The organism is Mycobacterium sp. NGS63 (genome assembly GCF_059812295.1).
Window position 1 is genome coordinate 322200 of the sequence record NZ_JCALCJ010000003.1, and the last position, 14469, is coordinate 336668.

A 14469-nucleotide genomic window follows, 5' to 3' on the forward strand; every position below is an offset into this window, starting at 1 on the left:
GTGCAGGTGGGCCCTTTACAGGTGGTGCTTGTAGGTGTCGTAGTCGGCGTCGGGTTCCCCGGTCGGCCGGAAGTACTCGATGTTGTCGATGCCAAAACCCCACTCCTCGCGGGGTTTCCACACCGCCTCGACCCGCATGCCCATGCGCACCTCGTGCGCGTCGACGTCGGCGACCAGGTGCAGAAACGGAATGTCGGAGCCGTCGAGCAGCACGTAGGCGGCCACGTAGGGCGGCTTGATGCGCTGGCCCTGGAACGGGATGTTGATGATCGCGAACGTCGTCACCGTGCCCTTGTCGGGCAGTTCGACGAAGTCGGTGGTCGGCAGGCCGGTGGCCGGGTCGGCGCCGTGCGGCGGGAAATACACCTTGCCGTTTTCACCGGTCTTGGCGCCCAGCAGCTTGCCCTCGGCGATGGCCCGCAGGTATGCGCTCTCCTCGTGCGAGGCGCTGTGCTGGATCGTCAGCGAGACCGGCGTGACAACCATGGTGACCGGGTCCTGGTCACTCGGCGCGCCCTCCGGTTCGGCGTCCTCACCCAGCGCGAAGTAGGCGATGTCCGTGATCGCGCCCACCGTCTCGTCGGCCCAGTGCGCGTGCACCCTGGTTCCGGTGCTGATCGCCTCCGGCTCGCCCGCGTCCACCGCGTGCATCAGCAGGGTGTCGGCGCCGTCGAGCTTGATCAGCGCCCAGGCGAAGGGCCGGTCCAGCGGTTGCCCCTCCAGCGGCTCGGGTTGCCACGTCCAGGACGCGACGGTGCCGACGCCGCCCACCGGTGCCATCTCGCCCAGCGGCTCATAGGTAACGGGGTCATATTCCGGCGGCGGGACGTGCACCCGGCCATCCGATCCGCGCACCCCGAGGATGCGGCGCTCACGCAACGCGGTGAAGAACTTGCTCAGCGTGGGGCCCACCGAACGGGTGTAGTCGAAGGCGAGCGTCAGTGGCGCGGAGAGTGGTGGCTCAGGGTGATCGATCAGGGTCGGGCTGCTCGAGCTGGCTGTCACGCCTTCGAGTAGAACAGGTTCTAAGAATCGTTTCAACACTGGGTGGCCCTGGAGAGGCGGAGACAAATGAAGCTGGGATTGCAGCTGGGGTATTGGGGCGCTCAACCGCCGCAGAACGCCGCCGAACTCGTCGCCGCGGCCGAAGAAGTCGGCTTCGACGCGGTCTTCACCGCCGAGGCGTGGGGATCCGACGCCTACACGCCCCTGGCCTGGTGGGGCTCCGCCACGCAGAAGCTGCGGCTGGGCACCTCGGTGATCCAGCTGTCCGCGCGGACCCCGACGGCCTGCGCGATGGCGGCCTTGACGCTCGACCACCTCTCCGGGGGCCGGCACATCCTCGGCCTGGGCGTGTCCGGCCCGCAGGTCGTGGAGGGCTGGTACGGCCAGTCGTTTCCCAAGCCGCTGGCCCGCACCCGTGAATACATCGACATCCTGCGCCAGGTGTGGGCGCGGGAGAAGCCGGTCACCAGCGACGGCCCCCACTACCCGCTGCCGCTGAGTGGGCCCGGGACGACCGGTCTGGGCAAGCCTTTGAAACCCATCACCCACCCGCTGCGCCCCGACATCCCGATCATGCTGGGCGCCGAGGGGCCCAAGAACGTCGCGCTGGCCGCCGAGATCTGCGACGGCTGGCTGCCGATCTTCTACACGCCGCGGCTGGCCGACATGTACAACGAATGGCTCGACGAGGGCTTCGCCCGCCCGGGCGCCCGGCGCAGCCGCGAGGACTTCGAGATCTGCGCGACGGCCAACATCGTCATCACCGACGACCGCGCCGCCGCCTTCGCGGCCATGAAGCCCTACTTGGCGCTCTACATGGGCGGCATGGGCGCCGAGGACACCAACTTCCACGCCGACGTGTACCGCCGCATGGGCTACGCCGAGGTGGTCGACGACGTGACGAAGCTCTTCCGCAGCAACCAAAAGGACAAGGCCGCCGAGGTCATTCCGGACGAGCTCGTCGACGACGCCGCGATCGTCGGTGACGTCGACTACGTGCGTAAGCAGATCGAGGTTTGGGCGGCCGCCGGCGTCACCATGATGGTGATCAGCGGCCGCAATACCGAGCAGCTACGCGAGGTGGCGGCGCTGGTATAGGCCAACCTTGCCAGGGCATTAGAACGCGTTCTAGATTGGCCCGATGACAGCCTCGCAGCACACCATCGCGGGCACGGTACTGACGATGCCGGTGAAGATCCGCAAGGCAAACCAGCACATGGCCATGTTCTCGGTCGACGCCGACGCCGCGCAGCGCCTGATCGACTACAGCGGCCTGCGGGTGTGCCGCTACCTGCCCGGGCGGGCGATCGTGGTCCTGATGCTGATGCACTACATCGACGGCGACCTGGGCGAGTACCACGAATTCGGCACCAGCGTGATGGTCAACCCGCCCGGGTCCGACGCTCGCGGGCCGCGCGCGTTGGGGTCGGCCGGTGCCTTCATCCACCACCTGCCCGTCGACCAGCCGTTCACGCTGGAGGCCGGCACCAAGATCTGGGGCTACCCGAAAGTCATGGCGGACTTCACCGTTCGCGAGGGGCGCCGGTTCGGTTTCGACATCAGCGTCGACGGACAACTGGTGGCCGACATGGAATTCAGCCGGGGCCTGCCCTTCAGCCTGGCCCCGCGGCACCAGGCGCAGCTCTCGTATTCGCACCGCGACGGGGTCACCCGCGAGACCGCCTTCGAGCACACGCTCGAGGGGGTGCGCACGCGGTTCGGCGGGGCGCGCATCCGGCTGGGCGACCATCCCTACGCGAAAGAGCTGGCGTCGCTTGGCCTTCCGAAGCGCGCGCTATTGTCGAGCTCTGCCGAGAACGTCCAAATGTCGTTCGGTGACGCCCAGGAGATCCCATGAGTTTGAATTCAGCGACCCGACCCGACGTAGACCTGACGGACGGCACCTTCTACGCGGGGGATTCGCGATCGGTCTACAAGTGGATGCGGGAGAACGAGCCGGTCTTCCGCGACCGCAACGGGCTGGCCGCGGCGTCGACGTATCAGGCCGTCATCGAGGCCGAGCGCAACCCCGAGTTGTTCTCCAACGCCGGCGGCATCCGGCCCGACCAGCCGGGCGTCGAGATGATGATCGAGATGGACGACCCGCAACATCTGTTGCGCCGCAAGCTCGTCAACTCCGGGTTCACCCGCAAGCGCGTGAAGGACCTCGAGTCTTCGATCACGTCGCTGTGCGACACGTTGATCGATGCGGTATGCGAACGCGGCGAGTGCGACTTCGTCTGGGACCTCGCCGCGCCCCTGCCGATGGCCGTGATCGGCGACATGCTCGGTGTGCGTCCCACCGAGCGCGAGATGTTCCTCAAGTGGTCCGACGACCTGGTCAGCTCGCTGAGCAGCACCGCGGCTGAGGCGGATATGCAGGTCACCATGGACGCCTTCGCCGCCTACACCGAATACATGATGGGCATGATCGCGGCCCGCAAGTCCGAGCCGACCGACGACTTGGTCAGCGTCCTCGTGCACGCGGAGGTCGAGGGATCGCGCCTGGAGGACCACCAGATCGTCACCGAGGTGCTGCTGCTGCTGATCGGCGGTGACGAGACCACGCGCCACACGCTGTCCGGCGGGACGCGGCAGCTGCTGCTGCACCCCGATCAACATCGGCGCCTGGCGGCCGACCTGGAGCTGCTGCCCAACGCGATCGAAGAGATGCTGCGCTGGACGGCGCCGGTGAAGAACATGGCCCGCACCGTCACCGCCGACACCGAGTTCCACGGCACTGCGCTGACCCAGGGCGAGAAGATCATCCTGCTGTTCGAGTCGGCGAACTTCGACGAGAAGGTCTTCGACGACCCGGAGAGCTTCGACATTGAGCGCTACCCGAACAACCACCTCGCGTTCGGCTTCGGGACGCACTTCTGCCTCGGCAACCAGCTCGCCCGGCTCGAGCTGTCCATCATGCAGACGCGGCTGCTGCAGCGCCTGCCCGACATGCGGCTGGCGTCGGACGCCGCGCTACCGCTGCGCCCGGCCAACTTCGTGTCCGGCCTCGAGAAGATGCCGGTGGCGTTCACGCCGAGCGCGCCTCTTTCGTAGCCGTTCGCGTTCGGCGGGCCCATGCCGTTGCCAGCCGCGCCAGAATGCCGCCCGGCGTGTGCCCGGCCATCACCCGGATCGTGATCCACCCGAGTTCGGACAGTGCTTCGTAGCGCTCGGCATCCCTGCGCACTTGGCGGGGATCGGTCCAGTGATGGATGCCCTCGTACTCGAGCGCGATTTTCTTGTCGTCCCAACCCATGTCGACTACCGCGACAAGCTCTCCGTATTCGCCATACACCGGTATCTGGGTCTGTGGCCGCGGGTAGCCGGCCTTGATGACCAGCAGCCGCAGCCAGGTTTCGCGGGGTGACTCCGCGCCGGGATCGACAAGGGTGAGCGCTCGTCTTGCCCGCCTGATGTGTCGGTGGCCTTTGTAGCGGTCGGCGATCAGTTCCGCATCGGCGACCGTCAGTCTGCTTGCCCGAGCGAGGGCGTCGATGGCGGCGACGGCTTTACCGAGGGGATTGCGACAGGCCAGATCGAATGCCGTGCGGGCCGGGGTCGTCGTCAGCACGCCGCCGATCAACTGGGTCTCGTCGTCGGCGACGGTGTCCGACCAGGTTCGGATGCCGGCCGGGGGCCGACGGTGTTGGTACAGCAACTGTGCCGGCGCCCGGTGATCTATCCATTTGGCGCCGTGCAGCGCCGATGCGGAGTGTCCCGCGACGATTCCGCGCCGCCGCGACCACAGCCAGGCGGCGTGGGCACGCGTCACCGCGGTGAGGGCTGTGTCCCGCGGTGTGTAGACGTCGGGATGCAGAGCGACGAATCGGGTGCGCAGCTGGTGCCGAGTCACGCGGCCCGATTTGATGGCCTCGCTGCCGATGAAAGCCTCGCTCATGCAGGGGAGTCTGTCGAGAGCCACCGACAGCCGCGCCGAGCGTGACGTGAGGGCGCAAAATCGGCCCTCAGACGCCGAAAACTCGCCATGAGTTCACGCTCGGCGAGGGAGGGGGCTCGGCGAGGGAGGGGGCTCGGCGAGGGAGGGGGCTCGGCGAGGGGAGGGAGGGGCGCTACTTGTTCTGGAAGTTCGGCTTGCGCTTTTCGGCGAACGCCCGCGGGCCTTCCTTGGCATCGTCGGACAGGAACACCTTGACGCCGATCTGGGTGTCGATCTTGAAGGCCTCGTTTTCGTGCATGCCCTCGGTCTCGCGGATCGCCCGCAAAATCGCCTGCACGGCAAGCGGTCCGTTGTTCTCGATCAACGAAGCGACCTCGAGCGCCTTGGCCAGCGCCTGCCCGTCGGGCACGACGTAGCCGATCAGCCCCATCTCCTTGGCCTCGGCGGCGGTGATGTGGCGCCCGGTCAGCAGCAGGTCGCAGGCGACGGTGTAGGGGATCTGCCGCACCAGCCGCACCGCCGAACCGCCCATCGGGTACAGGCTCCACTTGGCCTCCGAGATGCCGAACTTGGCGCTCTCGCCGGCGATGCGGATGTCGGTGCCCTGCAGGATCTCGGTGCCGCCGGCGATCGCGGGCCCCTCGACGGCCGCGATCAGCGGTTTGGTCAGCCGTCGCCCCTTCAGCAGGGCGTCGATCCGCGACGGGTCGTAGCTGCCGTCCTTGAAGGAATCACCGGGTGGCCGTTTCGTCGCCGCCTTGAGATCCATGCCGGCGCAAAAGTAGCCACCGGCGCCGGTGAGGATGCAGCAGCGGATGTCGTCGTCGTTGTCGACGCGGTCCCACGCCTGCACCATGATCTCCATCATTTCGGTGCTCAGAGCGTTGCGGGCGTGGGGCCGGTTCAGGGTGACGATCAGGGTGTGGCCGCGCTGTTCGACGATCGCGTCCGGCCCGGTCTGTCCGTTTGCTGGCGTCTCGGCCACGGCTACTGCCTTTCGGTCGACGGTGGGGGCGAGCTTGTCAAGAAATGTAACACGTTCTAATTTGGTGGCCGTGGCCCTGAATATTGCCGACCTCGCTGAGCACGCGATCGACGCTGTGCCTGACCGTGTCGCCCTCATCTGCGGCGACGAGAAGCTGACCTACGCCCAACTGGAGGAGAAGGCCAACCGTCTGGCGCACTTCCTGATCGATCAGGGCGTCAAGAAGGACGACAAGGTCGGGCTGTACTGCCGCAACCGCATCGAGATCGTCATCGCGATGCTGGGCATCGTCAAGGCCGGCGCCATCCTGGTCAACGTCAACTACCGCTACGTCGAGGGCGAGCTTCGCTACCTGTTCGACAACTCCGACATGGTCGCGCTGGTGCACGAGCGCCAATACAGCGACAAGGTCGCCAACGTGCTGCCCGACACCCCGAACGTCAGGACGGTGCTGGTCGTCGAGGACGGTAGCGACGACGACTTCCAGCGCTACGGCGGCGTCTCGTTCTACGACGCGATCGCGCAGGGCTCGCCCGATCGCGACTTCGGGGAGCGCAGCGCCGACGACATCTACCTGCTGTACACGGGTGGCACGACCGGCTTCCCCAAGGGCGTGATGTGGCGCCACGAGGACATCTACCGGGTGCTGTTCGGTGGAACCGACTTCGCCACAGGCGAATTCGTCAAGGACGAGTACGACCTGGCCAAGGCCGCCGCCGCCAACCCGCCCATGATCCGCTACCCGATCCCGCCGATGATCCACGGCGCCACCCAATCGGCGACCTGGATGTCGATCTTCTCGGGCCAAACCACCGTGCTCGCACCGGAATTCAACGCCGACGAGGTGTGGCGCACCATCCACGACCACAAGGTGAACCTGCTGTTCTTCACCGGCGACGCGATGGCCCGGCCGCTGCTCGACGCGCTCGACAAGAACAACGACTACGACCTCTCGTCGCTGTTCCTGCTGGCCAGCACCGCGGCGCTGTTTTCCCCGAGCATCAAGGAACGGCTGCTCGAGCTGCTGCCCAACCGGGTCATCACCGACTCGATCGGCTCCTCGGAGACCGGGTTCGGCGGCACCAGCGTGGTCGCCTCCGGCGCGCCGCACGCCGGCGGGCCGAGGGTGACCATCGACCACCGCACCGTCGTGCTCGACGAGGACGGCAACGAGGTGACGCCCGGCTCGGGCGTGCGCGGTTTCATCGCCAAAAAGGGCAACATCCCGGTCGGCTACTACAAGGACGAGAAGAAGACCGCCGAAACGTTCAAGACCATCAACGGCGTCCGCTACGCCATCCCCGGCGACTGGGCCCTCGTCGAGGAGGACGGCACGGTCACCATGCTGGGCCGCGGCTCGGTGTCGATCAACAGCGGCGGCGAAAAGATCTACCCCGAGGAGGTCGAGGGCGCGCTGAAGGGCCACCCCGACGTCTTCGACGCGTTGGTGGTCGGCGTGCCCGATCCGCGTTACGGGCAGCACGTGGCCGCCGTCGTGCAGGCCCGGCCGGGCACGCGACCGTCGCTGTCGGAACTGGACAGCTTCGTGCGCACCGAGATCGCGGGATACAAAGTGCCGCGCAGCCTTTGGCTGGTCGACGAGGTAAAGCGTTCGCCCGCGGGCAAACCCGACTACCGCTGGGCCAAGGAACAGACCGAGGCGCGTCCCGCCGACGACGTGCATGCGAGCCACGTGACAACCTGAGCGGCGTGGCCGACTTCGTCAAGCGCCACCCGCACGCGCCCGCCGGCTACTTCGGTTGGGAGGCCGCCGGATTGCGCTGGCTTTCCGGCATCGACGGCGGGGTGCTCTGCGCCCAGGTCAAGTCGGTCGATGCAACGAGCCTGACGCTGCGGCGGCTCGATTCGGTGCCGCCCAGCGCGGGGGCCGCCCGGGCGTTCGGCGCCCAACTGGCCGTCACCCACGACGCGGGCGCCCCGGCCTTCGGGGCGGGCCCCGACGGCTGGGACGGGCCCGGGTTCTTCGGGCCGCTCTCACAGCCGCTGCCGATGTCGCTGCGCCGGCACGAGCGCTGGGGCGACTTCTACGCGCGAGAGCGGCTGGCGCCGATGGCCGAGCTTGCGGCGGGCCGCCTCGACGCCTCGACCCGCGCGGCCATCGACGCCGTCATAGAGCGCTGCCGCGCCGGGGACTTCGACGACCACGATCCGCCGGCCCGGCTGCACGGCGACCTGTGGTCCGGCAACGTGATGTGGACCCCCGACGGGGTGGTGCTGATCGACCCCGCCGCGCACGCGGGGCACCGCGAGACCGACCTGGCGATGCTCGCGCTGTTCGGCTGCCCGCACTACGACGCCATCGTCGACGGCTACCAGCGGGTGCGGGCGCTGAGCCCCGGCTGGCGCGACCGCATCGGCCTGCATCAGCTGTACCCGCTGCTGGCGCACGTGGTGCTGTTCGGCGGCGGGTACGCGCGGCAGACCGACGCCGCCGCCCGCGCCGCGCTGACCGCCTGACCGGCGGCTACTGTTGGTCGGTGACCATCGACGCCTGGATGCAGCATCCGACCCTGCGCTTCCTGCGCAGCGACATGCTGGCGTCGCTGCGGCGCTGGACCGGCGGCGCGATCCCCGATACCGACATCCCGATCGAGGCGACCGTCGCGGCGATGGACGCCGGCGGCGTCGACGTCGGCCTGCTCAGCGCGTGGCGCGGCCCGAACGGTCAGGACCTGGTGTCCAACGACGAGGTAGCCGAGTGGGTTCGGTTGCACCCCAACCGGTTTGCCGGCCTGGCGACCGTCGACCTGGACCGGCCGATGGAGGCGGTCCGCGAGCTGCGGCGCCGCGTGCGGGAGGGATTCGTCGGCCTGCGGGTGGTGCCCTGGCTGTGGAACGCGCCGCCCACCGATCGCCGCTACTATCCGCTGTTCGCCGAGTGCGTGGAATCCGGGGTGCCGTTCTGCACCCAGGTCGGCCACACCGGCCCGCTGCGGCCATCGGAGACCGGGCGCCCGATTCCCTACATCGACCAGGTGGCCCTGGACTTTCCGGAGCTGGTGATCGTCTGCGGGCACGTCGGCTACCCGTGGACCGAGGAGATGGTCGCGGTCGCCCGCAAGCACGAGAACGTCTACATCGACACCTCGGCCTACACGATCAGGCGGCTGCCCGACGAGCTCGTCCGGTTCATGAAAACCGGCACCGGGGGGCGCAAGGTGCTGTTCGGCACCAACTACCCGATGATCGCCCCCTCCCACGCGTTGGCGGGACTGGACGAGCTCGGGCTCAGCGACGAGGGCCGCCGAGACTTCCTGCGCGGCAACGCCCAACGCGTTTTCAAACTGGAGGCAGACAGGTGAACGGCGCTCAGGCCCTGATCAACACCCTGGTCGACGGAGGCGTCGACGTGTGCTTCGCCAACCCGGGCACCTCGGAGATGCACTTCGTGGCCGCCCTGGACGCCGTTCCCCAAATGCGGGGCGTGCTGGCCCTTTTCGAGGGCGTGGCCACCGGCGCGGCCGACGGCTATGCCCGCATCGCCGATCGGCCGGCCGCGGTGCTGCTGCACCTGGGCCCCGGGCTGGGCAACGGTCTGGCCAACCTGCACAACGCCCGGCGCGCCCGGGTGCCGATGGTCGTCGTCGTCGGCGACCACGCCACCTATCACAAAAAGTACGATGCCCCACTGGAATCCGACATCGACGCGCTGGCGTGCAGCGTCTCGGGATGGCTGCGCCGCAGCGACGACACCGCGGCCGTCGTCGGCGACGCCGCCGAGGCGATCGCGGCCAGCCGGTCCGGCTCGCAGATCTCCACGCTGATTTTGCCGGCCGACGTGTCCTGGTCCGACGGGGCGCAGCCGGCCCCCGCGGCGCCGGTTAGTTCGGTGCGGACGGACCCGGCCGCGGCGGCCGGCGCGCTCGAGGTGCTGCGTTCCGGGGAGCCCACGGTGCTGATGATCGGCGGCGACGCCACCCGCGGGCCGGGCCTGGCCGCCGCCGCGCGGATCGCCGCGGCGACGGGTGCCCGGTTGCTGTGCGAGACGTTCCCGACGCGGCTGGAGCGCGGCACCGGCGTCCCGGCCGTCGAGCGGCTGGCCTACTTCGCCGAGGCCGCCACCGCCCAGCTGAACGGCGCCAAGCACCTGGTGCTGGCGGGCGCCCGCTCACCGGTGTCCTTCTTCGCCTACCCCGACATGCCCAGCGACCTGGTGCCGGGCGGCTGCGAGGTGCACGTGCTCGCCGAATACGACGGTGCCGCAACGGCTTTGGCGGCGCTGGCCGACGAGCTGGCGCCGGGCACGGTCGCGCCCGTCGCGGCGGCCTCGCGCCCGCAGCTGCCGACGGGACCGCTGACGGCGGCGGCGGTGGCCGACGCGATCGGGGCGCTGCTGCCCGAACGGGCGATCGTCGTCGACGAGTCGAACACCTCCGGGGTGCTGCTGCCGCAGGCCACCGCGGGGGCGCCGGCCCACGACTGGCTGACGCTGACCGGCGGGGCGATCGGCTACGGCATCCCGGCCGCGGTCGGCGCGGCGGTGGCCGCGCCCGATCGCCCCGTGCTGTGCCTGGAGTCCGACGGGTCGGCGATGTACACGATCTCGGGGTTGTGGACGCAGGCGCGTGAGAACCTCGACGTGACCACCGTGCTGTACGACAACCGCGCCTACGACATCCTGCGGGTCGAGCTGCAGCGCGTCGGCGCCGGGTCATCGCCCGGCCCCAAGGCGCTCGACCTACTCGACTTGTCGCGCCCCGCAATGGATTTCGTCAAGATCGCGGAGGGCATGGGGGTACCGGCGCGACGCGTCACCACCGCCGAGGAATTCGCCGACGCCCTGCGCGCGGCCTTCGCCGAACCCGGGCCACACCTGATCGATGCGGTGGTGCCGTCCCTGTTGGGTTAGCCGAAGATCGTCGTCCCGAGACCGCTCGGGCTCTCGGAGATGTAGATCTGTCCCAGCTCGAAGGGGATGTTGCCGGTGTTCATCACGGTGCCGGTGACCGTAAGTGGTTGCGTCGAGATCGTGTACGTGTACAGCAGGTGACCGTTGCTGTAGACCGAGACGACCGTTCCCACCGGCACGGTTCCGGACGTCTGGCCGGTCCCGAGGAGGGCGCCCGGGATGGATCCGAAGTTGTCGCCGGAGTCGATGAGCAGGGAGGGTACGGTCGTGGACGTCGTCGCGTGCCCGGGGACCGTCACCTGGACGTCGAGGTTACTGACGCTCGGCGATCCGGTCACCGCGACACCGCCGGGTAACGGGTTGGGACCCAACACCAGCTGGCCCTGGGGTTGGTTGAACAGCGCGCCCTGATCCAGGGTGCCGGGCAGCGCCGTGATCACCGTGCTGGTGCCCGGACCCCCGGCGTTCGGCCCGATACCCAAGACGCCGACCACGCCGGTGCCGGCCCAATAGTTGGCGAAATTGGTTGCGTCGCTTCCGGTAAGGAGGTCGACCGCGGTCGGTGTGGTGACGGCGGTCAGGGATCCGTTCGCCCCGCTCAGGAAACCGACCGTCGCGTCGGAGGTGGTGTAGCTGACCGTCACCGACGCGCCGGGCCCGGAATAGGTGACCGAACCCGTGGTGACCGCCGGGCCGGGGTTCGGGACGTATTGCCCTTCGATGACCAGACCGGACGATCCGGTGTCCACCAGCACGGGCGCCGGCGGCCCGCCGTTGACCGAGACGTAGACGATCGGGAATCGGTTTTGCGACAACGTCAGCGCGATGGCTTCGTTCTGCGAAATCGGCGTTCCATTGCTGCCGGCGCCGCCGCCGGGTCCGGTGCCGGTTCCTCCGGGGCCGCCGGCGCCGTTGGTGCCGGGGGAGCCGACCGTGCCGCCGCTGCCGCCGGTTCCGCCGTTGCCGCCGTTGCCGCCGTGCGCGCCGTTACCGCCGGCGCCGACGCTGCCGCCGGAGCCGGCCGCGCCGCCGGGACCGGGTGCGCCGGCGTTGGCGCCGTTGCCGCCGGTCCCGCCGGCGCCGCCGTTGACGCCGGTGCCGGCCAGTGTGGCGGCGCCGCCGTTGCCGGCGTTGGCGCCGTTGCCGCCTCGGCCCGCGTCGCCACCGGTGCCGCCGTTGGCGCCCGCGCCGCCGGTTCCGCCGGCGCCCCCGCTGCCGCCTTGGCCCGCGTTGCCGCCGTTGCCTCCGTTGTCGCCCTGGGCGTTGAAGGTGCTGCCACTGGCTTCGCCGCCCGCGCCGCCGCTGCCGCCCTGCCCGCCGGCGCCGCCGGCGCCGCCGTTGAAGCCGGTGGCGCCCTGCCCGCCGGTGCCGCCGTCGCCGGCCGCTCCGCCGGTGCCGCCGCGCCCGCCGGTGCCGACGGGCAGCCGTTCGCTCCCGGGCGCCGATTGGAAGCCGTTGCCGGGCGCGCCACCCGCGCCGGCCGCGCCCCCGTTGCCGCCGGCCCCGCCGGTGCCGCCGGCGCTGCCGGTGCCCGCGCCTCCGGTGCCGCCGTTGGCGCCGGTGCCGCCGTCGCCGCCCGGACCGCCGTTGCCGTTGGATCCGAAGAAGCCGTGCTGCGGTGCCGTCGGCGTGAGCCGCTGGCTGGCCGCGCCGCCCTGACCCCCTAGGCCGCCGGCGCCGCCATTGCCCCCGGCGAAGCCGGCATTGGGGCCGGCGGGGCCACTGGAGCCTTGGCCGCCGTTCCCGCCGCTGCCGCCCGCGCCGCCGTTGCCGCCGCTGCCGAAGTAGGTGTTGTTGTTTTCGGCGGCCTGCAGGCTGGCGCTTTCGCCGGGCTCGCCCCCGGCGCCCCCGCTGCCGCCAGTGCCGCCGCTGCCGCCGCTGCCGCCGCCATGGTTGACGCCCGTGCCCCCGCCGGTGCCCTGGCCGCCCGCGCCGCCGTTGCCGCCGTTGCCGCCGCTGCCACCGGCGGTCCCGCCGGTGCCCGGATTGCCGCCGGTGCCGCCCGCGCCGGCATCGCCGCCGTTGCCACCATTTCCGCCGTCGCCGCTGCCGACGGCCGTGCCGCCGTCGCCGCCGTTGCCCCCGTTGCCGCCGTTGCCGGCACCGCCGCCGTTGGCCGAGCTCCCGCCGTTGCCACCGTTGCCACCGGCGCCGCCCGTGCCCCCTTGGCCGCCGGTGCCCGCGGCGCCCGCACCGCCGGCACCGGTGCCGGCCTGCCCGCCGGTGCCGCCGGTGCCGCCGTCGCCCCCGCTGCCGCCCTGGCCGCCGACCTGTCCGGGGTTGGCGGTGTTGTCGGTGCCGGCGCCGCCCTGCGCGCCGGCGCCGCCGACGCCACCGGTGCCGCCCGTGCCGCCCACGCCCTGCCGGCCGCCGGTGCCTGGACCCGGGGACCCGCCGTTGCCGCCGTCGCCGCCGGTCCCGCCCTGGCCGCCCTGCCCGCCCGGGGTTCCGGATGCGGCAATCGTGGTGTTGTCGGCGCCGGCACCGCCGGTGCCGCCCTGGCCGCCCTGCCCGCCATTGCCGGCGGTGCCCTCGGCGCCCTGCGTCGAGCCCGCGCCCCCGGCCCCCGCGGCCCCGCCGGTGCCGCCGTCGCCGCCGAGCCCGCCCTTGCCGGCCGCCATGCCCTGGGTCCCGTCGGTGCCGGTGCCGCCCTGGCCGCCCGTGCCGCCGACCCCGCCGGCGCCACCCTGGCCGCCGGCGCCCTGCTGGCCGCCGCCGCCGGAGCCGGCCGCCCCGCCGATGCCGCCCTGGCCGCCGACACCGCCATCGGCGCCCACACCGCCCTGGCCGCCCCCGGCCGCACCCTGGCTGCCCGCGCCGCCCTGGCCGCCGACGCCGCCCTGTCCGCCGGCCCCGCCGCTAGCGGCAGTCCCCACACTGCCGTCGCTGCTATGGCCGCCGACACCGCCCGCGCCGCCGTTGCCGCCGTTCCCGCCGACGAAGGCGCCGCCGGCGGCACCGATACCTCCCGCCCCGCCGGCTCCGCCCACGCCGCCGCGACCGCCGAAGCCGCCGAGCAGGCCGCCGTTGCCGCCCGCCCCGCCGGTCCCGCCGCTCCCACCCATTTGGCCGGCCGCGGTCACGCCGGCGGCGCCGGCTCCGCCCGTCCCGCCGGTTCCGCCCGTGCCGCCGTTGCCGAACAGCCCGGCGTCCCCGCCTCGACCGCCGGGTCCTCCGGGCATGCCCGGTGCCCCGGTCTGACCGGACCCGCCGTTGCCGCCGTTGCCGAACAAGATCCCGCCGGGACCGCCGGCCTGGCCGGTCCCGGGCGCTCCGTTGCTGCCGTCGCCGATCAGCGGGCGCCCCAACAGCAGCTCCGTGGGCGCGTTGATCACACCCAGGAGGTCCTGCTCGACGATCTGCAGCGGTGAGGCACTGGCCGCCTCGGCGGCTACATACGAATTCCCCGCGGTGGCCAGCGCCCGGACAAACTCGTCATGAAACGCCGCGGCCTGCGCGCCCAGCTTCTGATAGCCCTGAGCGGTTCGGGAAAACAGCTCGGCAATCGCCAGCGACACCTCGTCGGACGCCGAGCTCGCCACGGCCGTGGTCGCGCCCGCCGCGGCGGCGTGGCCGCCGGCCAGGGCCGCGCCGATCCTCTCGACGTCCGCGGCCACCGCGCCCACCGTTTCCGGTGAGACGAGCACGTACGCCATCGGGCACCTCGCCGTACCTTGAGACAGTTACCGGGAAGCGTATCGCGACGGC

The 14469-nt window shown here is 71.2% G+C and carries 11 protein-coding genes; 7 read left to right on the forward strand and 4 right to left on the reverse strand.

What is annotated here, in order from left to right; genetic code table 11:
• Positions 1-15 precede the first annotated feature (15 nt).
• Complete coding sequence (locus AC5Y4Z_RS08460; RefSeq protein ID WP_499962545.1) at positions 16-1005, reverse strand: Zn-ribbon domain-containing OB-fold protein; 990 nt, start codon at positions 1003-1005, stop codon at positions 16-18.
• Between the two features lie 66 nt (positions 1006-1071).
• Here AC5Y4Z_RS08460 and AC5Y4Z_RS08465 point away from each other — a divergent pair, with 66 nt between their 5' ends.
• Genes AC5Y4Z_RS08465 through AC5Y4Z_RS08475 form a run of 3 tightly spaced genes read left to right on the forward strand, consistent with a single transcriptional unit; the run spans position 1072 to position 4062 of the window.
• Positions 1072-2103, forward strand: a complete 1032-nt coding sequence (locus tag AC5Y4Z_RS08465; RefSeq protein ID WP_499962547.1) for an LLM class F420-dependent oxidoreductase — start codon at positions 1072-1074, stop codon at positions 2101-2103.
• A 43-nt stretch (positions 2104-2146) separates the two neighbouring features.
• Positions 2147-2863 carry an acetoacetate decarboxylase family protein gene (locus tag AC5Y4Z_RS08470; RefSeq protein WP_499962549.1) on the forward strand — a complete coding sequence of 239 codons (717 nt, stop codon included), beginning with the start codon at positions 2147-2149 and terminating at the stop codon, positions 2861-2863.
• The gene (locus AC5Y4Z_RS08475) at positions 2860-4062 is read left to right on the forward strand and encodes a cytochrome P450 (RefSeq protein WP_499962551.1); all 1203 of its coding nucleotides are present in this window, start codon (positions 2860-2862) and stop codon (positions 4060-4062) included. The genes AC5Y4Z_RS08470 and AC5Y4Z_RS08475 overlap by 4 nt, the downstream gene beginning before the upstream one ends.
• On the opposite strand, the gene AC5Y4Z_RS08480 is transcribed toward AC5Y4Z_RS08475, so the two are convergent.
• Positions 4037-4906: a type IV toxin-antitoxin system AbiEi family antitoxin gene (locus tag AC5Y4Z_RS08480; protein WP_499963292.1), complete on the reverse strand. Its 870-nt coding sequence runs from the start codon at positions 4904-4906 to the stop codon at positions 4037-4039. The genes AC5Y4Z_RS08475 and AC5Y4Z_RS08480 overlap by 26 nt on opposite strands.
• 172 nt (positions 4907-5078) lie before the next feature.
• Positions 5079-5891, reverse strand: coding sequence for a crotonase/enoyl-CoA hydratase family protein (locus tag AC5Y4Z_RS08485; protein WP_499962553.1), 813 nt, complete (start codon positions 5889-5891; stop codon positions 5079-5081).
• Between the two features lie 64 nt (positions 5892-5955).
• Between AC5Y4Z_RS08485 and AC5Y4Z_RS08490 the strand changes: the two genes are divergently transcribed.
• Genes AC5Y4Z_RS08490 through AC5Y4Z_RS08505 form a run of 4 tightly spaced genes read left to right on the forward strand, consistent with a single transcriptional unit; the run spans position 5956 to position 10761 of the window.
• On the forward strand, positions 5956-7596 hold the full coding sequence (locus AC5Y4Z_RS08490) for an acyl-CoA synthetase (protein WP_499962555.1): 1641 nt from the start codon (positions 5956-5958) through the stop codon (positions 7594-7596).
• 5 nt (positions 7597-7601) lie between these two features.
• The gene (locus tag AC5Y4Z_RS08495) at positions 7602-8369 is read left to right on the forward strand and encodes a fructosamine kinase family protein (RefSeq protein WP_499962557.1); all 768 of its coding nucleotides are present in this window, start codon (positions 7602-7604) and stop codon (positions 8367-8369) included.
• Positions 8370-8389: 20 nt separating this feature from the next.
• Positions 8390-9214 carry an amidohydrolase family protein gene (locus AC5Y4Z_RS08500; RefSeq protein WP_499962559.1) on the forward strand — a complete coding sequence of 275 codons (825 nt, stop codon included), beginning with the start codon at positions 8390-8392 and terminating at the stop codon, positions 9212-9214.
• Positions 9211-10761, forward strand: a complete 1551-nt coding sequence (locus AC5Y4Z_RS08505; protein ID WP_499962562.1) for an acetolactate synthase large subunit — start codon at positions 9211-9213, stop codon at positions 10759-10761. Before AC5Y4Z_RS08500 ends, AC5Y4Z_RS08505 begins: the two co-directional genes overlap by 4 nt.
• On the opposite strand, the gene AC5Y4Z_RS08510 is transcribed toward AC5Y4Z_RS08505, so the two are convergent.
• Entirely contained in the window at positions 10758-14417 is a 3660-nt protein-coding gene (locus AC5Y4Z_RS08510) for a PecA family PE domain-processing aspartic protease (protein ID WP_499962564.1), read from the reverse strand. The genes AC5Y4Z_RS08505 and AC5Y4Z_RS08510 overlap by 4 nt on opposite strands.
• Positions 14418-14469 lie beyond the last annotated feature (52 nt).

Bases quoted from the DNA above. Each gene is read 5' to 3' on its own strand.
- AC5Y4Z_RS08475 (WP_499962551.1), top strand. From the start codon at position 2,860: ATGAGTTTGAATTCAGCGACCCGACCCGACGTAGACCTGACGGACGGC.
- AC5Y4Z_RS08510 (WP_499962564.1), bottom strand. From the start codon at position 14,417: ATGGCGTACGTGCTCGTCTCACCGGAAACGGTGGGCGCGGTGGCCGCG.
- AC5Y4Z_RS08470 (WP_499962549.1), top strand. From the start codon at position 2,147: ATGACAGCCTCGCAGCACACCATCGCGGGCACGGTACTGACGATGCCG.
- AC5Y4Z_RS08480 (WP_499963292.1), bottom strand. From the start codon at position 4,906: ATGAGCGAGGCTTTCATCGGCAGCGAGGCCATCAAATCGGGCCGCGTG.
- AC5Y4Z_RS08465 (WP_499962547.1), top strand. From the start codon at position 1,072: ATGAAGCTGGGATTGCAGCTGGGGTATTGGGGCGCTCAACCGCCGCAG.